This window comes from Kitasatospora sp. NPDC057904, assembly GCF_042887925.1.
In the GTDB taxonomy this organism is placed as follows: Bacteria; Actinomycetota; Actinomycetes; order Streptomycetales; family Streptomycetaceae; genus Kitasatospora.
Genome location: NZ_JBHVOL010000039.1, coordinates 26,401 through 46,841, shown reverse-complemented (window position 1 = coordinate 46,841; position 20,441 = coordinate 26,401). Strand labels below are relative to the sequence as shown.

Below are 20,441 nucleotides of genomic sequence, written 5' to 3'. Positions count from 1 at the left end.
GTCCAGTCAGATACGTTGGAGATACCGCCTTGGCATAGGCACGACGGATGTGATGATGCGCCCGTCTCTGACGAAGATCGGCCCCAGGTCCACGGCGGCCTTTCCTCAACCCGTACGGGAGGAGGCACCACGAAGACACCGAGACAAGCCGCTGAGGGGCCATAGGCTGCTCCCTGCCCCCAGCGTCTTCCTTCGAAGCGGGCCGGCCGACCCTCCACGAAAGTGGACTGAACCGAAGTCCGAGACTCAAGGCGGCTAACCATGACGGCGCATCACACAAGCGGCCGCGGACACGTCCTCCTCCTTGCGACGGGCGCCCGGCAGCGTCACTCCGGGTTCGACTCCGAACACGGGGCGGCGGCCATGGCAGCCGTGACATCTGAGACGATGCTCTCCGGCTGGACGGGACCGGTCGACATCACCCAGGTCATCAACCCGGGAGAGTCCCAGTCGGTGCTCGCGCGAATCCATGCAGCGGCCATCGCCAACGGCCCCCTGCTGATCTACCTGTGCGGCCAGGTGACCCGAGACCGCCTTCACGGGCAGCTCCACATCGTCCTGACGAAGACGACCGGCGGCACGAGGCGCTACACCGAACTGCCGTGGCATTGGATCAGCCTGGAACTGACCCAACGTCGGCCCAACACCACCACTGTGATCGTCGACCTCCTGGCAGACGCGTCGTGCTTCCCGCTGCGACCGACCGATCTCCAACTACCGCCGCACACCGCGCAGTGGGGAGTCGTCCACCCGCCACGAGGACGCTACGCCCGAGAAACCACTCCCGTTTACTCGACGGCATTGGCCAGGCTCATGGCAGCACCCGGAGGAAGCCACCTGGCCCAGCTCCACGCCATGGCCATCGAGACGGCCAAACTCGGCTCGGGCACCGTGGTCCTCGGTGGAAACGCCTATCCGGTACAGTCCGCCGACCGGGGCGCACCTCCGCCCGCTCCACCCGCTCCCCGGATGACGACAGGCCTCGTCCGGCCGGCAGCACCCGGCCTGGAGACGAATGTGCGTCCCACTGAGCCGGCTCTGCGTTCGGCCATCAACCACGCCGTGCATGCCGGAAACTACGGGGCCGCGGCGCAGATGGCGGCCCAGTGGGAACAGCAGGTCGTCCGCGACCACGGCCGGCAGGGCTCCTGGATGGTGGAGGTACTCGAAACGCAGGCGGTGATCGCAGCCGCAAGCGGCGACACCACCAGAGCCACCCAACTGTGGATCAAAGCCGCCCGGCAACGCGCTGTCTGGCTGCCCCAAGGGTCCGGCCCTCGGCAGGAAGCCCTTCAGAATGCCCAGGCCAGCTGGTTCCGGCTGGACGCGAGCTGGCCCCAGAGCAAGCCGCTCGGCTCGGACCTGGCCGCGGTCCTGCTTGAAGCCGGCCAGGCTCAGGCCGCCGCAGCCGTCGAACAGCGGCTCGCCACCATGTAGAGCCGCAGCCCGTCACGCCGCCGCAGCGCCTCAGAGCGGGCGGAATGCACCGGGCCCGGGGCGCCAGGACAGCACCTCGCCCGATTCGACACGGTAGAACCACGCGTGCAGACCCACCCGCCCGCTGACGAGGTGTCGCGCGACCACGGGATACGTCCGCAGGTGCGCCAGCTGCACCAGCACGTGCTGCTGAGCGCGCGCCGAGAGCACGGACGGTCCCGGCATCACCGTCAGCATCGGGACGGACGCCGTCTCCGCCGTCCGTGTCAGCCACCCCTCCATCAGGGGTGTCGTGGTCCGCCGGTGGACGAGGCCTCGCAGGGCGTCGCAGTGCGAGTGCCCGCAGACGATGATGTCGGGCGTGTTCAGCTCCTCCAGTGCATACTCCAGTGTCGCTCCCACGCCACACACCGCATCGGGCCGGTAGGCTGGGATGACGTTCCCCGCCATCCGCAGTTCGAGGACCTGGCCCGGCTCTGCACCGGTCATCGACGAAGGCTGCACACGGGAGTCCGAGCACGAGATGAACAGGGCCTGCGGACGCTGGCCGAAGGAGAGTCTCGCCAGTTCCTGCCGACGCCCCGCCATGTCCCGTGAATACCGGCGGGTCCGGGCTATGAGTGCTTCCACTGCTTACTCCTGGATCTGCAAGGGGGACACGGGCCTTCCGCAGGGGCGGTGGACGATGCGGCCTCGTCGTCCCGGCTGCCGCCGGCCCGTGTACCCCGCGGAACGTCCATCAGGGGATCGATGAAGCGAGCGAGACGATCGAGATGACGCAACCCGCCGACCAGGGACAGGAAACTCACGGCGAACGGTGCCGCGACCTCCAGGAGGGCACTTGTCCGAACCCACACAGCACACTCCCACTTCGGTCAGCCGTAAGTTCCCTGCCGCCCACGAGAGTTCTCACGAAGACGGACTCTCCGATGCGTTCACGGCGAGCCTCGCCAACTTCCCACGGCTCCTGGCCCCTTTCTCACGGCCTTACCGGAAACCGATGAAAAGGGACCTGCTCTTCACCCGAAACGTGTGTCAGCCGGGGATGACCAGGGGCCGCCACCGGGCACAGGGCCCAGAGCACACACAAGGCACCTCCTGGCTCCTTGGCGCCTCCTACGATGAATGTCAAGATCATGCCCATGCCGAAATCTGCCTGAGGGGCCACTAACGCATTCCAGTTCACTGGGAGGGATCATCAACATCCGCCGCCTTGAGGTGTTCCTGGAGATCCTGGACGCCAGAAGCTTCACGACTGCCGCCCGGCGACTCATGGTGAGCCAGCCAACCGTGTCGAAACACCTCCGCCTGCTGGAGAAGGACCTCGACGTACAGCTCATCCGCCGAAGGGCGGGCGGGCTCCCCCAGGCCACTGCGGCGGGCGAAGTGTTCGCCCGCTATGCCCGCGGCCTCGTCCGGCTGACCCGGGAGGCCAAGCGTGCGGCGGCGGCGGCCGACCGATCCGGCGCAGAGGTGCTGTCCATCGGTGCCACGAGCATGGTGGGTGCCACGCTGATCCCGCGGCTGCTCCGAACGTTCCATTGGCGGTTTCCGGACGTCGAGGTCGACCTGCAGGTCGGGAACCAGGAGGCCATCGCTCAACGCCTGTTATCCGGCTCCTGCGCCGTGGGAGTCCTGGCCGGGCGCCTTCACGAACCGAGGCTGACCCAGAAGGCGTTCGCCAACGAGGATCTCGTCCTGGTGACCAAGCGCGGACACCGGTTGACCGGGTCGCGGATCGTCCCCTCCCAGCTCGGGAACGAGGTGTTCCTGCTGCGCGAGACCGGCTCCAGTGACCGCCGGGCCCAGGAGGAATCCCTGGCGAGATGGGGGCTGGAGAACGTACGGACCTCACACGTGGGTTCCGGAGAGGTCATCAAGCGAATCCTGGAGACCGGCTACGGCGTCTCCCTGATGGCCCGGACGGCGGTGCGAAGCGAACTGTCCACCGGCTCCCTGAGTGTCCTGGACATCGACCCGGCACCGGCCCGGCGGCTGATCACGGCAGCCCATCGCATCGATCACGCGCTCACCCCCGCAGAACGCTCATTCCTCGGCCTGCTCGACGAGATGGGCCCCCCGTAATGCAGTCCCACGAAAGGTCCGGCTGCCGAAATGCGGTGCCCCGCGGGCCGAACCCGCTCAGGCTCCGGCAGCCTGCGCGAGGGTGTGGGCGACGAGGGCGTTGGCGTGGCCGTGGCCCAGGCCGTGCTCGGTCTTGAGCCAGGCGACGAGCTCCATGTGCCTGGTGAGCGGGGAGGTGCGGATGAGGTCCTTCCACTCGGCGACGGGGCGGCCGTACTTCTTCTCGATCGACGGGAAGTAGGCGGCGGGGCCCTTCACGGGGGTGGCGGTCATGGTGCGGTGTCCTTCCGGGGTGGCACACAAATAGCGTGCGCGGTGCGTTTCACGGGTTGAGACCGTGATCGCACCGCGCACTCATCGCTTCACGCGCGTGACTCGCGTCACACCGTGGCGCGCCGCCTTCCCCGGCCGGCGCGGCGGCCGGCGGGCGGGGTGGGGTCGGCGTTCCAGGCGGCGACGGGGTTGCCGAGCCAGCGGGTGGAGCCGGGGACGTTCTCGCCGCGCATGACCAGGGAGGCCGGGCCGACGGTGCTGCCCTCGCCCAGGGCGGAGTTGAGCAGCACGATGGAGTGCGGCCCGGTGGTGGAGCCCGCGCCGAGGTGGACGGTGCCCAGGCGCATGACGCGGTCGTGGAAGAGGTGGGTCTGCAGGACGGTGCCGCGGTTGACGCTGGCGCCGGCCTCGACGGTGACGAGGTCGCTCTCGGGCAGCCAGTGGGTCTCGCACCACACGCCGCGCCCGATGCGCGCGCCCAGGCTGCGCAGCCACAGGTTGAGGTAGGGGGTGCCGGTGATGCTGGAGCCGCCGAAGGGCATGGCGAGTTCCTCGACGAAGGTGTCGTAGAGCTCGTTGCGCCACACGAAGGAGGACCACAGGGGGTGCTCGTCGGTGCGGAAGCGGCCCACGAGCAGCCACTTGGCGGCGGTGGTCAGCGCGCAGGCGATGACGGCGGCCAGGGCGAGGACCAGTCCGCCGGTGGCGATGGCGGTGGGCACGCCGTAGTCGTCGCGGATCTCCTGGAAGGCGGCGAGGACGAAGTCGCCGAGGACGACGGCCAGGACGATCGGCAGCAGGCGGCACAGCTCGACGCCGGCGCGCGCCCACATCAGGCGCCTGGGCGGGTCGTAGGTGCGGGCCTCGCCGCCGGTGTCGGCGACGCGGGGCAGCGCGAAGGCGGGGCGCCCGAGCCAGGAGGAGCCCTCGGGGGCGTGGGCGGGGGTGTCGGACAGGACGCCGACGAGGGAGTTGTCGGGCAGGTGGCGCCCGGGGCCGACGATGCCGGAGTTGCCGACGAAGGAGCGCTTGCCGACCTGGGCGGGGCCCAGGTGCAGCCAGCCGGCGCGGACCTCGTAGGGGGCGACGAGGGTGTCGTCGGCGAGGAAGGCGCCGTCGTCCACGCGCATGAGGCCGGGCAGGGACAGGACCGTGGAGGCCTCGACGCGCCGGCCGATCTTCGCCCCGAGCAGGCGCAGCCACAGCGGGGTGAAGAGGCTGGCGTAGAGGGGGAAGAGGGTGCGGCGGGCGGTGTCGGTGAGGCGGTGGACGGCCCAGGCGCAGAAGGCGACCTTGCCGTGGGCGGGGTGGTGGCCGGGGCGCAGGGGGCGGGAGAACAGGCGCACGGCCAGGACTATGAGCGTGGCGTGGCAGAAGAGGGTGAGGACGGTCAGGGGGATGGTGAGGGGAAGGAGCTGGAGGATGGCCTGGCCCAGGGTGCGGTCGGCGTCGATCATCGGGTAGATGATCGCGAGGGCCGGGGCGGCGGCGATCAGCGGCAGGAGGCCGAAGAGGGTCAGGCCGGTGCCGTAGGCGAGGTTCCAGGCGCGCGAGCGTGCGCGCGGGGCGGGGTGGGCGGGCCAGCCGGCGGGTGCCTCGGGGGCGGGGCGGGCCGGGGAGCCGTGCCAGTGTTCGCGGGCGGGGACGGTGCCGGTGACGCAGGAGCCGGGGGCGATGTCGGCGCCGGCGCCGACGCGGGCGCCGGGCATGAGGGTGGAGCGGGTGGCGACGCGGGCGCCTTCGCCGATCTCGACGTGGCCGAGGTGGAGGATGTCGCCGTCCAGCCACCAGCCGGCGATGTCGGCCTCGGATTCGAGGACGGCGCCGGTGCCGATGCGGGCGAGGCCGGTGACGGGGGGCAGGGTGTGCAGGTGGACGTCCTTGCCGACGCGGCAGCCCAGGGCGCGCGCGTAGCGGGCGGCCCAGGGGGTGCCGGGCAGGGCGCCGACGCCGAAGAGGGCGACGGTGCGTTCGGCGAGCCACAGGCGCAGGTGGACGTGGCCGCCGCGGGGGTGGCTGCCGGGGCGGATGCCGGCGGTGATGACGCGGGCGCTCGCGGCGGCGAGCAGGGTGCGGCCGGGGGCGCTGTAGAAGAGGAGGAGGCCGGCGAGGACGGGCCACCAGGAGGAGTGGGGGGCCCAGGGCAGGTGGGCGCCGGTGAGGTTGTCGAGGGCGGTGAGGACCAGGACCCAGCGCAGGCCGGCGAGGGTGAAGAGGCCGAACAGGGCGATGGTCTGCCACAGGCCGGCGCTGGCGGGGGTGCGGCGCACGTCGCGCCGGCGGGGCGCGGGGGCCTCGGGGGTGCGGGCGCCGGTGTGCGGCGGTGCGAGGGAGTCGAGGTGGGCGGCCATCGCGCTCAGGCCGGGGTGGGCGTAGAGGTCGGCGACGGACACGCCGGGGTAGCGGGTGCGCAGTTCGGAGACGAGGCGGGCGGCGGTGAGGCTGGAGCCGCCGAGGGCGAAGAAGTCGTCGCCGGCGCCGGGGGCCATGCCGAGCAGGGCCTCCCAGTAGCCGGCGAGCCAGCCGGCGGTGCCCTCCAGGGGGCCGGCGGCCGCGGCGTCCTGGCGGCCGGTGGTGGCCAGCGGCCAGGGCAGGGCGTTGCGGTCGACCTTGCCGGAGGTCTTGGTGGGCAGGGACTCGACGAGGGCGAGGACCGGCACGAGCGGGGCGGGCAGGCGCTCCAGCAGCAGCTGGCGGGCGGCGGCGAGGTCGGGGTGGGTGCCGGGGCGGGCGACGAGGTAGCCGACCAGCAGGTCGGCGCCGGCGGGGGTCTTGCGGACGGCGGCGGCCGCGGCGCGCACGTCGGGCAGGGCCTGGAGGGCGGCGTCGATCTCGCCGAGTTCGATGCGCCGGCCGCCGAGCTTGACCTGGTCGTCGGCGCGGCCGACGAAGACGAGGCCTTCGGGGTCGTTGCGCACGAGGTCGCCGCTGCGGTAGACGCGCGGGGAGGCGAAGACGGGGTGGGGGCTGAACTTCTCGGCGTCCTTGGCGGGGTCGAGGTAGCGGGCGGTGCCGACGCCGGTGATGAGCAGTTCGCCGGTCTCGTACCAGGGCACGGGGTGGCCGTTCTGGTCGACGACGGCGATCTCCCAGCCGTCCAGGGGGGCGCCGATGCGCACGGGCTGGCCGGGCAGCATGCGGGCGGCGGTGGCGACGACGGTGGTCTCGGTGGGGCCGTAGGTGTTCCAGAACTCGCGTCCGGGGGTGGCCAGGCGCTCGACGAGTTCGGCGGGGCAGGCCTCGCCGCCGACGATGATCAGGCGCACCGCGTCCAGGCACTCCTGGGGCCACAGGGCGAGCAGGGTGGGGACGGTGGAGACGGCGGTGATGCGGCGCTCGACGAGCCAGGGGCCGAGGTCGGTGCCGGCCTTGACGAGGGAGCGCGGGGCGGGCACCAGGCAGGCGCCGTGGCGCCAGGCGATCCACATCTCCTCGCAGGAGGCGTCGAAGGCCACCGACAGGCCGGCCAGGACGCGGTCGCCGGGGCCCAGCGGCCGCTGCTGGAGGAACAGGCGGGCCTCGGCGTCGACGAAGGCGGCGGCGCTGCGGTGGGTGACGGCGACGCCCTTGGGGCGGCCGGTGGTGCCGGAGGTGAAGATGATCCAGGCGTCGTCGGCGGGCGAGGGCCAGGCGGGGCGGCCCGACGGGCGGGCCTGGGGGCCGGCGCTCAGCTGGTGGCCGGCGCCGATGACGGCGCACACCTGGGCGTCGTGCCAGATCATGGCGGCGCGCTCGTCGGGGTCGTCGGCGTCCACCGGCACGTAGGCGGCGCCGCAGCGCAGGACGGCGAGGACGGCGACGTACAGGTCGGCGGTGCCGGAGGGGATGCGCACGCCGACGCGGTCGCCGCATCCGATGCCGTGGCCGGCCAGGGTGCCGGCGAGGGCGTCGACCTCCTGCAGGAGGGTGCGGTAGTCGAGCACCCGGGTGCCGGTGTCCAGGGCGGGCGCGTGGGGGTGGGCGTCCGCGGTGGCGGCGATGATGTCGAGCAGGCTGCGCGGGTGGGCGGGCTGGGCCACCGGCCAGGCGGCCGCGTACCCGGGGTGGGGGCGGTGCAGCGTGCCTGGGCCGGCCGTGTCCTGGCGTGCGTCCATGGGGGGTGGTTTCCTCGGCTCCGGTTCCTGGGTCAGGTCTGTTGGCTCGGGTGCGGCGTCACCCGCGGGGTGGGCGGGTGCGAACGCGCACGGGCGTCACTCGGGGTGACGCCCGTGGAAGCACGTTCTTTCACCATGACTCGGTGGGGAGTCCTGCGGATGCAGATGGAGCGTGGTCAAAGGAAATTCTCACGATCTGTGCCGCACGGGACGGCAGGGGAACGATTCGAATGTGATTTCGGTCTTTATGGGGTGTTTTCGCTGGTGAAGGGTAGCGGCTGCGGGAGGACGGCGCCGTGACGGGAGGGATGGGAGTGATGAACGCCATGCGACCGGAACGCTACCGGCTGCGGCGGGGACACCGCCTCCGCGGGGGTGTGCGAACCGTTCACCCGGACGACACACCGTGACGGCGGCGTTGACCTGGGCGGACTCTTCGGGAACGCACCGGGGCGGCCCCCGGGGCCCGGGTGAGGGGCTGGTGAGGGAAGCGCGGGGGCCGGCGACGGGACGCACACGCATTCGACGTAGGAGGTGCCGGGGACGCCGTGGACCGGCCCCGGACTTTCTCCCGGACATCCCCCCGAACTCCCCACCGGGCGTCCCCGGACCTCCCCCGCCCCTCGCACTCCCCCGGACTTCCCCGCCTCCCCGCCTCCCCGCTTCTCCCGGCCGCCCTTGCTAGCGTCGTCGTCCGTGAGCCTGGTCTGGTACGCGGCGTACGGGTCGAACCTGGACGCCGCCCGCATGGCCTGCTACCTCGCCGGCGGACGCCCCGAGGGCGGCGCACGCCACTACCCCGGATGCCGCGACCCGCGCCCGCCGCGGCGCGACGCCGCGGTGACCCTGCCCGGGACGATGTACTTCGCCTGGCACTCCCCCACCTGGGGCGGCGGCGTCTGCTTCTACGACCCCGACTTCCCCGACCCCGGCTTCCCCGACCCCGACTTCCCCGACCCCGACGCGGGCGGCGAAACACCCTTCCGCGCCTACCTCCTGACGGACGGCCAGTTCGGCGACGTCGCCGCCCAGGAGATGCACCGCTCCCCCGGAACCGACCTCGACCTCACCCGCGTCCTCACCCACGGCCGCGACCGCACCGGCCCCGGCCGCTACGAGACCCTGCTGCGCGCGGGCACGCTCGACGGCCTGCCCCTGCTCACCTTCACCGCCCCCGGGGGCCTGGCCGCCGCCCGCCTCAACCCGCCCACCGCGCCCTACCTGCGCACCCTGGCCGCCGGACTCGCACAGTCCCACGCCTGGAGCGCCCGCCGCTGCGCCGCCTACCTCGCCACCCGCCCGGGCGCGGCCGGGCACTGGAGCGAGCGGGACGTGCTGGCCGTCCTGGGCTGACGGAAAAGGGGGTGCGCGCAGCCCCGTGGGGGACTGCTAGCATCCCCTCCCGTAACCGTGACCGCACGTCAGGAGGTGGAACCCGTGAACGCAGTGACCACGCGGGTGCTCCCTCTTCCCGTCACGGCATAGGTATTCGCCGGGAGCGCCGAGAACGACGCATGTCCCGGAAGGTGATTCCTATGTCCTCTCTCCACTTCACGTCCGACACCGCCTCCGCCGGTGTCCGCGAGCGCGACTTCCTCCTCGGTGAGGTCCCCGGCGTCCTGTGGTCGCCCGAAGCCGGCTGCCGGCAGGCGCCGCTGGTCCTGATGGGCCACGGCGGCGGACTGCACAAGAAGACCCTGGCCCAGGCCGACCGCGCCCGGCACCTCGTGCGGGCCTGCGGGTACACGGTCGTGGCCATCGACGCGCCCGGTCACGGGGAGCGTCCCCGCACGGCCGTCGACGACCGGGCCCGGGCCGACATGATCCGGGCCCGCCAGGACGGCGAGCCGCTGGGCCCGATCGTCGCCGCCTACGGCACCCACCTCGCCGAACTCGCCGTCCCGGAATGGCGGGCCACGCTCGACGCCCTCCAGCGGCTGCCCGAGATCGGCCCCGACGCGCCGATCGGCTACGGCGGCGGCATCACCCTCGGCACGGCGATCGGCATCCCGCTGGCGGCCGCCGAGCCGAGGATCCGGGCCGCGATCTTCGGCGGCGGGTTCATCCCGCACGAGGGACTGCTGGCGGCGGCCCGGCGGGTCACCGTCCCGGTGGAGTTCCTGCTCCAGTGGGACGACGCCGAGGTCCCGCGCGAGCTGGCCCTGGGCCTGTTCGACGCCTTCGCCTCCAAGGAGAAGACCCTGCACGCCAACCCCGGCGGCCACGGCGACGTCCCCGCCTTCGAGGACCCGGCCCTCTTCCTGAGCCGCCACCTCGGCACGGCGTAACGCACCCGAGTGGGAAGTCGGCACGGCCGGCTTCCCCCTCCGCCCTCCCGCGCCGCGGCGGCGTGGCCGAGCACATCATCACTATGCCGCGCCACCAAGGTAGTTCACTCGCCAGTGGCAGGTGATCAGAAGGCACCGGCCGGGCGCTGGTGCCCGCACGGCACCGGGTCGCCGTTCCCGTCGACGACTTCGGAGGCGTTCGCCGAGTTCACCCACACCGTGATGCCCTGGGCGTGCACGACCGTGTTGAACGGCGACTCCTCGGGATCCTTCCCGGTCACCACCGTGAACTCCTCGCCCGGACGCATCCAGTGATCGGTGCCCCACGGCTCCACCCAGAGGCAGAGCATGCTCTCGGTCTCGTTGCTCACACTGGTCCTCGACACACCGGAACCCTACGACCACGCGGGCGTGGGAAGTCGGATCGGCCGACTTCCCACGCCCTGCCCCCGGTCGCCGCTAGCGTGGGACGCCGCCAACGAGGAGGGGACCTCCATGGACGTCGCCCGACGCCGGATCCTGCAGGCCCTGGCCGGCACCGCGCTCCCGGTCGCCGCCCCGCCGCGTGCCGCGGGCGGCGACGGCGAGCACGAGCGGTTCATGTGGCTGGCCGTCGACCTCGCCCGCACCAACCCCCTCTACCCCTTCGGCGCGGTCATCGTCGCCACCGACACCGGCGAGGTCCTGGCACGCGGCGTCAACGCCAAGGCCTCCAGCCCGCTCCTGCACGGCGAGACCGCCGCCATCACCGACTACGTCGCCCGGCACGGCAACGACGGCTGGGCCGACACCACCCTCTACACCACCGGCGAGCCCTGCCCGATGTGCACCGGCGCGATGATCTGGGCCGGGCTGCGCCGCATCGTCTGGGCGAGCTCCGTCGACGCCATCCGCAGCTCAGGCATCCCCCAGATCGACCTGTCCGTCCGCGAGGTGACGGCCCGGGCGGACACCTTCTACACCCCCGAACTGCTCCTGGGCGGCGTACTGGCCGACTGCACCGACGCCCTCTTCGAACAGGCCCGGCAGCTGCGGAGGCACACCGCCGCGGCGGACGGAGTCAGGCCCTCATCCATGCCGCGGTGAGCAGCGCGAAGACGGCGCCGGCCGGGTCGGTGAGGGCGGATCGGGGTGCGCACCCGCCGCAGCCGGGCCGGTTTCCCGCCCCTCGCGACTGCGAATCCGGTGGCGCCGCGCCACTGCGTCGCGCCAGGCTGGGCGGATGGCCGACCGTTGCACCATCGTCGTCGTCCGTGAGAGCGGCGAGCACGAGCTCTACCTGTCCCGGTTCGGGGCGGTGGGGCTCGACCTCGCGCTGCTCGCCGGGCCCGGGCGGGCGCTCGCGCTGCTGCCCGGCCTCCAGCCCGGCGATTGGTGGCCGGACGACGTGCTGTGCCAGGGCGCGGCGCTCGTCGACCACCGGCGGCGGGTGCTGCTGGTGTTCGCGTGGGAGGGGCCGAGCACCACGATGGTCCACCGGGCGGCGGCCCTTGAGCTGCTGCGCGAGGCGTGGGCGGGGTGGGAGGTGCGGTGGGCCTTCGACGGCCCGGCGGACCTGCGGACGTACCTGGGGCTGGACCCGGAGGCCGTCCGGGACCGGGAGCGGCGGGTGTCGCCGGGTTTCCTGGTCGACGCGGACGACGCGGAATTGGCCGGGCCGGAGCCGATGGTGGCGGTGGTGACGGTCGGTTCGCAGCGCTGCCACCTGGTGGCGGGCGGCGGCGACCATCCCGTGCGGGAGGGCCCGGCGCTGCTGGAGCGGGTGGCGCGGGGCCGGGACCTCGGGGTGTGCCGGGTGCGGGCCGAGGCCGGGATCCACGTCGATCCGGCGCGGCGCCGGGTCGGGTGGTGGACGCTGGGTGCGTGCGCGCAGGCGTACGAGATGGCGGGGCGGTGGCCGGGCTGGACGGTGGAGTTCTGGCGCGACCGCTTCGAGGAGCACGTCCGGGCGTGCGGCGGGCGGATCGCGCCGCCGCCGGTGGACCGGGAGCGCGCGCTGGCGGCGGTGCGGGCACAGGCCCAGGAGCACTGGGCGGCGCGGCCCTGACGCCCCCGGCGGCTACGGCGGCTACGGCGGCTACGGGCGGTGCAGGGCGCGCGCGTGGTCGGTGGCCCGGCGCAGCTGGGTTGCGGTGAGGCGGCGGGCGTCCCACAGGAGTTCGGCGATGCCGGCGGTGGCCGTGCGCGGCGCGGGGGCGGGCGGTTCGAGGCCGGTGAGCGCCGCCAGGCGGTCGGCGGGGATGTCGATCACGGCGGCGAAGTCGGCCAGCAGGTCGGGGGTGAGCGCCACGGTGCCGCGCCCGACGCCGCCGTAGGTGACGGCGGACCAGCAGCGGCCGGTGACGACGTACAGGGTCTTGGCCAGGTTGAGCCAGTTGAGGTTGCGGTTGCGGGCCAGGCGCATGAGGACGGCGCCGGGGCCGGGCGGGTACTGCTCGTAGGCGCGCGGTTCGGGCAGCGGGCGCACCGGCTCCTGCTGCGGGAGCGCGGCGAGGTGGCGGCGCAGTTCGCTCCGCCCGGCCGGGGGCAGGGCGAGGGTGTGCTGGGCGAGGTGGGGCACCCAGGTGCCGGCGGCGGGGTCCGCCGGGGCGAGGTCCTCGGGTACGGGCGTGCCGGCGATCGCGAAGCGGTCGGCGGCGTGGAGGTCGTGCGCGTGCTCCGCAAGCCGTCCCGCCGTGCCGCCGAAGCCCTCGTTCCCCGTCATCTGGCCAGTCTAGAAGCGGTGTCGGCGGCGGGCGCTATGGTCCCCGCCATGGAACGGGAACTCTTCGCGCAGTGTGCTCCGCTGGACGGCCGGGTCGGTCACGTGGGCGGCATCGAATCGCTCACGCTGGACGGGCGCCGCTACTACTTCGGCTTCGACTACCGCAGCGACCTGGTGCTCTCCCCGCTGTTCGACGACGCCGGGGCGATGGCCGCCTTCGCGAGCGCGCACATGCGCCAGACCAGTGGCCGGCACGACGAGGCCCACTGGGCGGGCCTGGTGGCGGCTGCGGCCGGGCACACGGAGCTGGGCTGCGACGACGCCCAGCGGGACGTCGTCTCGGCGCGGTTGGGCGGCGCTCTGCCGGAGGCCGGGGGCTACCTGCTGTACCTGCTGGGCGCGGTGACCGGGTGGGACGACTGGTTCGGGGCGGCGCCGCCGGAGGTGCAGGAGGCGCTGGACGGGCTCGGGTTCGCCGGCGGGGACGACGGCGGGGACGACGACGAGTTGGCGGAGCTCGTCGACGACTGCCTGGAGGCGGTGCGGGAGTTCGGCGCGCAGGCGCGGCCCGACGAGTGGGCGGTGGTGCGTTTCCACCTGACGGCGGCGATACGTCATCTGCCGGGCACCTGGGGCCTGGTGTTCGCGCCGCTGGCCCAGGGCGTCCTGGCCCAGGGCGTCCTGGCGCAGGAGGCGGACGGGTCCCGGTGAGGCGGCCGTACTGGCAGGCGTACTGGTGGCGGCTGCTGTTCCGGGCGGACGGCGGGCCCGGATGGGTGGCGGTGGGTCCCGGGGAGTTCGCCCGGGTTCCGGACGCCGCGCTGAGGGAGGCGTCCCTCGACGGGTGGGCGGATGCGCTGCTGGCGCAGGCGCCCGGCGAACTCGACGACGTGCGCGGTGACTTGCTCCTCGAGTGCTTCGCACAGCCCGCTGCGGCCGCCGGTGCCGTGCCGGTGTACTCGCGCCGGGTGCGGCTGCCCGGGCCGCGCACCCGCGGCCGGGGCCCGTCGACCCGGCATTGACTCCTCGTTGACGGGCGGCTGGTGGACTGCGGGTATCGGCCGGAGCGGCCGGGTGTCCACCGGAACGGGGAGGTGCCGTGATCCTGACCGACCGGCTGCGGCTGAGGCGCTTTCGCCTCGACGACGCGCCCGCGCTGGCGCGCTACCGCAGCGACCCCGAGGTGGCCCGCTTCCAGAGCTGGCGCTCGCCGATCGACCCGGCGCAGGCGGCGGCGATCGTGGCGGGCTACCGGGCGGAGTCGCCGCAGGGGCCCGGGTTCTTCCAGTGGGCGATCGAGCTGCGGGAGCGCCCGGGGCTGATCGGCGACCTGGCGGTGGGGACGGTGGCGGCCCGCGGCGGCGGCCTGTGGGCGCTGCTGGGGATCACGGTGGCGCCCGAGCACCAGCGCCGCGGCTACGCCGGCGAGGCGATGGGCGCCGTCGCCGCGCACCTGCGGGCGCGGGGCGTGCGGCGGGTGGCGGCCGAGTGCGACGTGCGCAACACCGCGTCGGCGCGGATGCTGCGGCGGGCGGGGTTCCGGGAGACGGGGCGCGCGAGCCGGTTCGTCGGGCAGCGGGGCCGGCGGGCCGAGTTCCTGCTGTTCGGGATGCCGGCCGAGGAGGCGTGCCGCGCCGTGAGGGGCGCGGCACAGATGGAGGAGGAAGAGATGGTGGATCCAGGGCGTGTGAGCCCCCGCGTCGCCCCTGCCGGGGACCAGGCCGAGCAGCCGGAACAGCCGCAGGAGTCGGAACAGCCGCAGGAGGCCGACGGGTTCGGGGAGGGTGAGGCGTAGGGGGCGATCACGCACGAGCGCGCGCCCCGGGTCCGCCGCCCGGGGCGCCGCCGCAGGCGGAAGCGCCCGCGCAGCTCTGCGACCACCTGGCCGGACGTCGGTTCCGCCTCGTCGCACGTTCCGTCGGGATGCCGGGTGCGCGGCTTGCGGTCGCGGAGGACGTACCTGGCGTTCTCCTCGCCGCGCTGGTGTACGGGAACCGGCGAGTAGAGCTTTAAAGAGCGGCCGGCGGCGTTGCGGCGATGAAGTCCAGGAGGCGTTCGTTGACGAGTTCCGGGCGTTCCAGGTTGAGGCCGTGGCCGGCCTTGTCGACGATCTCGGCCCGCACGCCCGGGATCAGGGCGGTGACGCGCTCGTGGACGCGGCGCGGGCGCAGCAGGGCGCTGCGGCGGCCGATGAGGACGAGGGCGGGCAGGGTGAGGGAGCGCAGTTCGTCGTCGGTGAAGGGGCGGGCGGCGGGGCGGGCGGCGGGTTTGTAGGTGCGCATGCCGAGCATGAGGGGGGCGATCATCTCGGGGGGTGCGGCGAGGGCGGGGTTGGCCAGGAGGCGGCCGAGGGCGGGGCGCAGGCGGCGGGGGGCGAGCATGCCGAAGAGGCCGGCGGCCATGTGGGCGTAGAAGCGGGCGGGGACCTTTTCGATGCCGCCGGGGTCGAGGGCGGTGACGGTGGCGAGGCGTTCGGGGGCGTGGATGGCCTGGTTGAGGGCGAGCCAGCCGCCGTAGGAGACGCCGACGAGGTGGACGCGGTGGAGTCCGAGGCCTGCGAGGACCTCGCCGAGCCAGGCGGCGTTCTCGCGGGAGCCGGGGGCGGCGGTGTGCTGGACGCTGCGGCCGGGGTCGTCGAGGGTGTCGAGGGCGTAGACGGGGTGGTGGGCGCCGAGGGCGGCGATCTGGGGGTGCCAGTTGGAGGGGTGTCCGGCGTGGCCGTGGAGCAGGACGACCGGGTCGCGGCCGTCCTCGGGGCCCCCGTGGCCGTCCTGCGGGCCGGGGCCGGGGCCGTGGTGGTGGACGTGGACGGTGCCGTAGGAGGTCTCGACGTCGAGTTCCCGGCGGGGGGCGGGCCACAGGTGCATGGCGCGGTCGTAGGCGTCGAGGAATCGGGTGCGGGCTTCGTCGCTGACGAAGTGTCCGACGGCCGTCCTGGTCATGGGGTCCCCTCCTGACGGGCAGCGCGGCGCTGCTCGGGGCGTTGCCGCAGCACTTGATGGTATGTTTGTACCATAAAACAAATCGGAGGGAGCCGGATGCCGAAGCTGGTGGATCACGGGGAGCGGCGCGCCCACATCGTCGACGCGCTGCTGCGCTCGGCGGCGGCTGGCGGGCTGCACGCCGTCACCATGCGGTCCGTCGCCGTCGAGGCGGGCGTGTCGGTGCGGCTGGTGCAGTACTACTTCGACACCAAGGAGCAGCTGCTGCTGGCCGCGATGCACCGCCTGGCGGCGCGCATGGGCGAGCGGGTGAGCGAGCGGGTCGCCGCGCGGGTGGCGGCGGGGACGGGGACGGGGGCGGCGGGTTCGGGATCGGCGGCGCCGGCGCCGCGGGACGTCGTGGAGGCGGTGCTGCTGGAGGCGGTGCCGACGGACGAGGAGAGCCGGACCTTCCACCTCGTGTACACCGAGTACGCGGTGCTGTCGGTCACCGATCCGGCGCTGGGCGGGCAGGCGTTCCTGGCCGCGCCCAACGAGATGGAGGCGTTCCTGGCCGCCCAGCTGACCGCCGCGCAGCGGGCCGGCCAGGCGGCGGCGGGGCTGGACGCGCGCCAGGAGGCGGTCGTGCTGCTGGCGGTGTCGGCGGGGCTGGGGCTGAGCGTGCTGCTGGGGCAGCGGACGGCCGAGGACGCGACGGCGGTGCTGGGCTACCACCTCGGGCGGGTCTTCCCCGCGCCGTAGTGCCACGGCCGACTGCCGTGGCGCGCCCGCGTTGTTCGAGGCCGGCCCCTCCCCCGGCCGGCGGCGCTGCGATGCTGTCCCGCATGGAAACGATCACGCTGTCCGTCCGTCCCGACCTGAGCGACGCCTCGCTGAACGAGCTGTTCGCCGCCTCCTGGCCCGGCCACCGGCCCACGTCCTTCGCGCCCGTGCCGGCCCGCAGCCTCGCCTGGGTCGCGGCGCACCGGGACGGGCGGCCGGTCGGGTTCGTGAACGTGGCCGGGGACGGCGCGCTGCACGCGTTCGTCCTGGACACCACGGTGCATCCGCAGGAGCGCCGGCGGGGCCTGGGGGTGCGGCTGGTGCGGGCGGCTGCGGCCGAGGCGCGGGCGCGCGGGGCGCAGTGGCTGCACGTGGATTTCGAGCCGCATCTGGGGGCCTTCTACGAGCGCTGCGGGTTCCGGCCGACGGCGGCGGGGCTGATGGCGCTGTGAGACCGAGGAGGGGCGGCGGGCGGGCGGCGGGGACCCCTTGCACGATAGTCGTCGCGAAGATAATCTCTGCGTAGAACATTTCGAGCGATGGGGAGAGCACGACATGTGGAGCCACGAGTACACCGGTGAGACGACGGCGGCGCCCGAGGCGGTCTGGGCGGTGCTCAAGGACCTCGACAACTGGCCGCAGTGGGACACCTCGATGGAGTCGGTCACGCTGCTCGGCCCGTTCGAGGTCGGCGCGAAGGTGTCGATGACGCCCTCCGGCCAGGACCCGATCACCTCGGTGATCACCGCGATCGAGGAGAACGCCCACTACGCGGACGAGACCGCGTTCGCCGGCGTGGTGCTGCGCTTCAGCCACCGGCTCAGCCCGCGCGGCGACGGCGGCACCACGGTGGTGCACCGCCTGGAGATCGACGGGCCGGCCGCCGGCGAGATGGGCCCGCAGCTGGGCCCGGCCATCACCGAGGACTTCCCCGAGGCGATGGAGGCCCTGTTCACCCACGCGGGCGGCTCCGTCTTGTGAGCCCCCGCGTGAGCCCCCCGGCCGCAGGCCCGTGCCACGAGACGTGCCGACGGCCGTGGCACGGCGCGGGCTTCCGGCCGTGGCAGGCGGTACTGCGCCGGCGGCGGGCGGTGGAGGCGGCGCCGGCGCCGTACGGCCTGACGCACGGCCAGTTCGTGCTGCCGGCCTGCGCGTGGCACCCCGGCGGGCGCGGCGAGGCGCCCAGCCAGCGGGCACTGGCCCGCCGGGCGGGCACCGACGCGCGGACGGTCTCGCAGGTGGTGCGCAGCTTGGAGGCCAAGGGGCTGCTGGAGCGCGAGGCCGACCCGCGCGACGCCAGGACCCGGCGCCTGCGGGTCACCGGCCGGGGCGCGGAGGTGGCCCGCGCGGCCGTCGCGGCGGTGGAGCGGGCGGGCGCGGCGTTCTTCGCCCCGGCCGCCCGCATCGACGCCTGCCTCGACGCCCGCACCCTCGACGCCCGCCTCGACGCCCGCACGCTGGAGGCCCTGCTGCGGGCCCTGGCCACCGGGCGGCCTCCCGAGCCGGCGCACCGTCAAGGGGCCACCGGTGCGCCCGGCGGGCCCCCACGGCCGGCCCCCGCTCCCCGCCCGGCACGTGCAACAGATCATCCGCCGTCCCGGACCGATCCTTGACGGGTCCCTGACAGACATGGCCGGGGCCGGGTGTCGCCGCCGGGTGCCGCGCCCGTACCGTGGTGGCCAGTTGACCGTGTTCTATCAGGAGGGGTTATCGCGATGGACAACGACCGTACGACCACCTGGCGCAAGAGCACTCACAGCGGCGATTCCAACGGCTGCGTGGAGGTCGCCGACGGGTTCACCGGGGTCATGCCCGTGCGGGACTCCAAGGACCCGCACGGGCCGGTGCTGCGTTTCCGGTCCTCGGCCTGGCAGGCCTTCGTGACGGCCGTGCGCGGCGGGGAGTTCGACCGCCCGGCCTAGCGCGGCCGCGTCAGAGCGCCGGCACCATGCCTTCCTCGGCGGCGAGGACCTCACCGCCGGGGAAGGCGGCCCGGGCCTCGGCGGGGGGCGGCGTGGCGGGCGCGGGCGAGGGCGCCGAGGTCGGCGCAGTGGTCGAGGTGTTCGTGGGTGATGACGACGGTGTCCGGCTCGGCCCCGGGGGCGGCCAGGCGCGGGTGGGTGCCGTAGCCGAGGTCGAGGGCGAGGGCGAGGGCGAGGACGAGGCGGTGGCCGTCGCGGTCGAGGAGGAGGCCGCTGGCGGCGCGGTGGGCCTCGGGCCATGCTCCGCAGGTGCCGAGGACGGTGAGGTGGCTCGGCATGCGGACGATCACCGCACGCCCCCCTCCCCGCCCGGGGCGGGAGGAGGGGCAACGGCCGTGGGTGTCAGGGGCGTTGGTGATAATCGGACGCGCACACACGGCACACCACGAAGGGGGAACGCTCATGGCCGAACGCGTACGGAAGCTGACGGGCACCGACCGGCGCCACATGAAGCTGGGCAGCCGTAACGGCACCGGGTTCTCGCTGGCCGGGTTCAGTCGCACGGATCGGGACGGGAACTGCTTCGCCACGCGCTGGTTCGCGGTGCTGGGTGTCGGCATCGTCCCGCTGGCGCGGCTGTACGTGCGCGAGGGCGGGACGACGACCGAGCACGGGTTCGGCAGGGGCGGGCAGAAGACGACCACGACCACGACGCAGTACGCGTTCCTGGGGATCGGGCGGCTGAAGGCCTGGGAGATCGTGCGGCACTACCTGTTCTTCCTGGTCACGATACCGGGGTCGGTGCTGCCGTCGTGGTGGCTGATCGTGGTTATGGACGGCAGCAGCCGCCCGGGCGGGATCCCGCTGTTCCTGCTGTGGCTGCTGGGCGTGCTCGGCATGCCGATGGTGATGCTGGTGGTCTTCGTCCTGCTGCTGCACCTCTACCGGGCCAGGCTGGCCCCGGTGTACGCGGTGGAGTGGGTCAGCGTGCCGTGACGGGGCGCCAGGTGTCGCGCAGGAGGGCGGCGGCGGGGTCAGCCTGGGTGTGGCCGGCGCGGTAGGCGGCCTGCCAGGTGGCGGGGTCGGCGGGGCCGGTGGTGTCCAGGAGGCGGGCGGCGTCCGGGTCGGGGGCGAGGGTGAGGGCGCCGGGCGTCGCGCCGGCGCCGGGGTGGCGGTGGGCGAGCGGGTCGACGACGACCAGGGTGCGGGCGCCGGCGGCGAGGTCGGCGTTGGTGCCGGCGCGCAGCGCGCCGTCGATGTGGTGGCGGCCGTCGACGGTGACGGGCACCTCGATGCCGGGGAAGGCGCTGGAGGCGGCGACGGCGCGGGCCAGGGGCACGCCGCAGGCGGCGTCCCAGACGGCGGGTTCGCCGGTCTCCGCGCACACGGCGGTGACGAGCAGGCGCTGTTCGGGCCAGGTGTCGGTGGCGATCAGTGCGGCGCGGCGCCGCACGAGGTCGGCTTCGGCCTCGGGGTCGGCGGTGTCCAGGGCGAGGCGGCCCACGCGGCGGCGGGCCTCGGCGGGGTCCAGTCCCTGGCCGAGGAGGGCGAAGACGGCGCCGGTGAGGGCGGGGTCGGGGCGCCGGGAGGGGGCGGCGCCGGTGGGGGTGGCGAGGCGGGCGGGGTCCTGTCCGGCCGTCAGGACGGCGGCGATCATGGCGCCGGCGGAGGTGCCCACGGTCAGGTCGGCCTCGGCGAGGTCGACGCTGGCTTCGCGCAGGCCGGCGGCCAGGCCGGCCGTCCAGGCGGTGCCCAGGTAGCCGCCGGGGCCCAGCACCAGGGCACGGTCGGATGTCAGGGCATGGCCGGTCATGGATGTGTCGTCGATCCGCATAGTGACTCCCCCCGTTGTTGATAACAGCCGTTCCATACACTGGCATATTCCGGAGACACATGAAGAGGGGGACGGTGGGCATGGAATGACCGGCCGGCTC

The 20,441-nt window shown here is 74.0% G+C and carries 23 protein-coding genes; 15 read left to right on the top strand and 8 right to left on the bottom strand.

The window, feature by feature from the left end; genetic code table 11:
• Positions 1-363: 363 nt before the first annotated feature.
• Entirely contained in the window at positions 364-1,437 is a 1,074-nt protein-coding gene (locus tag ACFVSN_RS43260) for a hypothetical protein (RefSeq protein WP_387958993.1), read from the top strand.
• 30 nt (positions 1,438-1,467) lie between these two features.
• On the opposite strand, the gene ACFVSN_RS43255 is transcribed toward ACFVSN_RS43260, so the two are convergent.
• A complete protein-coding gene (locus ACFVSN_RS43255; protein ID WP_387958991.1) occupies positions 1,468-2,067 on the bottom strand; it encodes a carbonic anhydrase in 600 nt (199 codons plus the stop codon).
• 495 nt (positions 2,068-2,562) lie between these two features.
• On the opposite strand from ACFVSN_RS43255, the gene ACFVSN_RS43250 reads away from it, so the two are divergent.
• Positions 2,563-3,522: a LysR substrate-binding domain-containing protein gene (locus ACFVSN_RS43250; RefSeq protein WP_387596982.1), complete on the top strand. Its 960-nt coding sequence runs from the start codon at positions 2,563-2,565 to the stop codon at positions 3,520-3,522.
• A gap of 57 nt (positions 3,523-3,579) precedes the next feature.
• Here ACFVSN_RS43250 and ACFVSN_RS43245 read toward each other — a convergent pair whose 3' ends face one another.
• Positions 3,580-3,795, bottom strand: coding sequence for a DUF4287 domain-containing protein (locus ACFVSN_RS43245; RefSeq protein ID WP_387596979.1), 216 nt, complete (start codon positions 3,793-3,795; stop codon positions 3,580-3,582).
• A gap of 107 nt (positions 3,796-3,902) precedes the next feature.
• The gene (locus ACFVSN_RS43240; RefSeq protein WP_387596976.1) at positions 3,903-7,889 is read right to left on the bottom strand and encodes a Pls/PosA family non-ribosomal peptide synthetase; all 3,987 of its coding nucleotides are present in this window, start codon (positions 7,887-7,889) and stop codon (positions 3,903-3,905) included.
• Positions 7,890-8,585: 696 nt separating this feature from the next.
• Between ACFVSN_RS43240 and ACFVSN_RS43235 the strand changes: the two genes are divergently transcribed.
• Both ACFVSN_RS43235 and ACFVSN_RS43230 read left to right on the top strand, forming a co-directional pair.
• On the top strand, positions 8,586-9,242 hold the full coding sequence (locus tag ACFVSN_RS43235; protein ID WP_387596973.1) for a histone deacetylase: 657 nt from the start codon (positions 8,586-8,588) through the stop codon (positions 9,240-9,242).
• A 182-nt stretch (positions 9,243-9,424) separates the two neighbouring features.
• Positions 9,425-10,177 (top strand): dienelactone hydrolase family protein, encoded by a 753-nt coding sequence (locus tag ACFVSN_RS43230; protein WP_387596970.1) that lies wholly within the window; start codon positions 9,425-9,427, stop codon positions 10,175-10,177.
• 125 nt (positions 10,178-10,302) lie between these two features.
• Here ACFVSN_RS43230 and ACFVSN_RS43225 read toward each other — a convergent pair whose 3' ends face one another.
• On the bottom strand, positions 10,303-10,563 hold the full coding sequence (locus ACFVSN_RS43225) for a hypothetical protein (protein ID WP_387596967.1): 261 nt from the start codon (positions 10,561-10,563) through the stop codon (positions 10,303-10,305).
• 109 nt (positions 10,564-10,672) lie between these two features.
• Between ACFVSN_RS43225 and ACFVSN_RS43220 the strand changes: the two genes are divergently transcribed.
• Positions 10,673-11,263: a nucleoside deaminase gene (locus ACFVSN_RS43220; RefSeq protein ID WP_387958988.1), complete on the top strand. Its 591-nt coding sequence runs from the start codon at positions 10,673-10,675 to the stop codon at positions 11,261-11,263.
• Between the two features lie 136 nt (positions 11,264-11,399).
• On the top strand, positions 11,400-12,224 hold the full coding sequence (locus ACFVSN_RS43215) for a hypothetical protein (RefSeq protein WP_387596961.1): 825 nt from the start codon (positions 11,400-11,402) through the stop codon (positions 12,222-12,224).
• 30 nt (positions 12,225-12,254) lie between these two features.
• On the opposite strand, the gene ACFVSN_RS43210 is transcribed toward ACFVSN_RS43215, so the two are convergent.
• Positions 12,255-12,881, bottom strand: coding sequence for a hypothetical protein (locus tag ACFVSN_RS43210; protein WP_387596958.1), 627 nt, complete (start codon positions 12,879-12,881; stop codon positions 12,255-12,257).
• 48 nt (positions 12,882-12,929) lie between these two features.
• On the opposite strand from ACFVSN_RS43210, the gene ACFVSN_RS43205 reads away from it, so the two are divergent.
• The 3 genes from ACFVSN_RS43205 (at position 12,930) to ACFVSN_RS43195 (ending at position 14,676) form a co-directional block, all read left to right on the top strand.
• Positions 12,930-13,592 (top strand): hypothetical protein, encoded by a 663-nt coding sequence (locus ACFVSN_RS43205; RefSeq protein WP_387596955.1) that lies wholly within the window; start codon positions 12,930-12,932, stop codon positions 13,590-13,592.
• On the top strand, positions 13,589-13,903 hold the full coding sequence (locus ACFVSN_RS43200; protein ID WP_387596952.1) for a hypothetical protein: 315 nt from the start codon (positions 13,589-13,591) through the stop codon (positions 13,901-13,903). The genes ACFVSN_RS43205 and ACFVSN_RS43200 overlap by 4 nt, the downstream gene beginning before the upstream one ends.
• A 77-nt stretch (positions 13,904-13,980) precedes the next feature.
• Positions 13,981-14,676, top strand: coding sequence for a GNAT family N-acetyltransferase (locus ACFVSN_RS43195; RefSeq protein ID WP_387596949.1), 696 nt, complete (start codon positions 13,981-13,983; stop codon positions 14,674-14,676).
• Positions 14,677-14,890: 214 nt separating this feature from the next.
• Here the strand turns inward: ACFVSN_RS43195 and ACFVSN_RS43190 are convergent, their stop codons facing one another.
• A complete protein-coding gene (locus ACFVSN_RS43190; RefSeq protein WP_387596946.1) occupies positions 14,891-15,823 on the bottom strand; it encodes an alpha/beta fold hydrolase in 933 nt (310 codons plus the stop codon).
• A 96-nt stretch (positions 15,824-15,919) separates the two neighbouring features.
• Between ACFVSN_RS43190 and ACFVSN_RS43185 the strand changes: the two genes are divergently transcribed.
• From ACFVSN_RS43185 to ACFVSN_RS43165, 5 genes are all read left to right on the top strand, one after another.
• On the top strand, positions 15,920-16,564 hold the full coding sequence (locus ACFVSN_RS43185; protein WP_387596943.1) for a TetR/AcrR family transcriptional regulator: 645 nt from the start codon (positions 15,920-15,922) through the stop codon (positions 16,562-16,564).
• A gap of 83 nt (positions 16,565-16,647) precedes the next feature.
• Positions 16,648-17,037, top strand: coding sequence for a GNAT family N-acetyltransferase (locus ACFVSN_RS43180; protein WP_387596940.1), 390 nt, complete (start codon positions 16,648-16,650; stop codon positions 17,035-17,037).
• A gap of 103 nt (positions 17,038-17,140) precedes the next feature.
• On the top strand, positions 17,141-17,566 hold the full coding sequence (locus ACFVSN_RS43175; RefSeq protein ID WP_387596937.1) for an SRPBCC family protein: 426 nt from the start codon (positions 17,141-17,143) through the stop codon (positions 17,564-17,566).
• Between the two features lie 8 nt (positions 17,567-17,574).
• Positions 17,575-18,198 carry a MarR family winged helix-turn-helix transcriptional regulator gene (locus ACFVSN_RS43170; RefSeq protein ID WP_387596934.1) on the top strand — a complete coding sequence of 208 codons (624 nt, stop codon included), beginning with the start codon at positions 17,575-17,577 and terminating at the stop codon, positions 18,196-18,198.
• Positions 18,199-18,300: 102 nt separating this feature from the next.
• Positions 18,301-18,507, top strand: coding sequence for a DUF397 domain-containing protein (locus ACFVSN_RS43165; protein ID WP_359969935.1), 207 nt, complete (start codon positions 18,301-18,303; stop codon positions 18,505-18,507).
• A 50-nt stretch (positions 18,508-18,557) separates the two neighbouring features.
• Here the strand turns inward: ACFVSN_RS43165 and ACFVSN_RS43160 are convergent, their stop codons facing one another.
• Entirely contained in the window at positions 18,558-18,857 is a 300-nt protein-coding gene (locus ACFVSN_RS43160) for an MBL fold metallo-hydrolase (protein WP_387596931.1), read from the bottom strand.
• Positions 18,858-18,969: 112 nt separating this feature from the next.
• Between ACFVSN_RS43160 and ACFVSN_RS43155 the strand changes: the two genes are divergently transcribed.
• The gene (locus ACFVSN_RS43155; RefSeq protein WP_387596928.1) at positions 18,970-19,503 is read left to right on the top strand and encodes a hypothetical protein; all 534 of its coding nucleotides are present in this window, start codon (positions 18,970-18,972) and stop codon (positions 19,501-19,503) included.
• Here ACFVSN_RS43155 and ACFVSN_RS43150 read toward each other — a convergent pair.
• Positions 19,490-20,320: a patatin-like phospholipase family protein gene (locus tag ACFVSN_RS43150; RefSeq protein ID WP_387596925.1), complete on the bottom strand. Its 831-nt coding sequence runs from the start codon at positions 20,318-20,320 to the stop codon at positions 19,490-19,492. The genes ACFVSN_RS43155 and ACFVSN_RS43150 overlap by 14 nt on opposite strands.
• Positions 20,321-20,441: the final 121 nt, after the last annotated feature.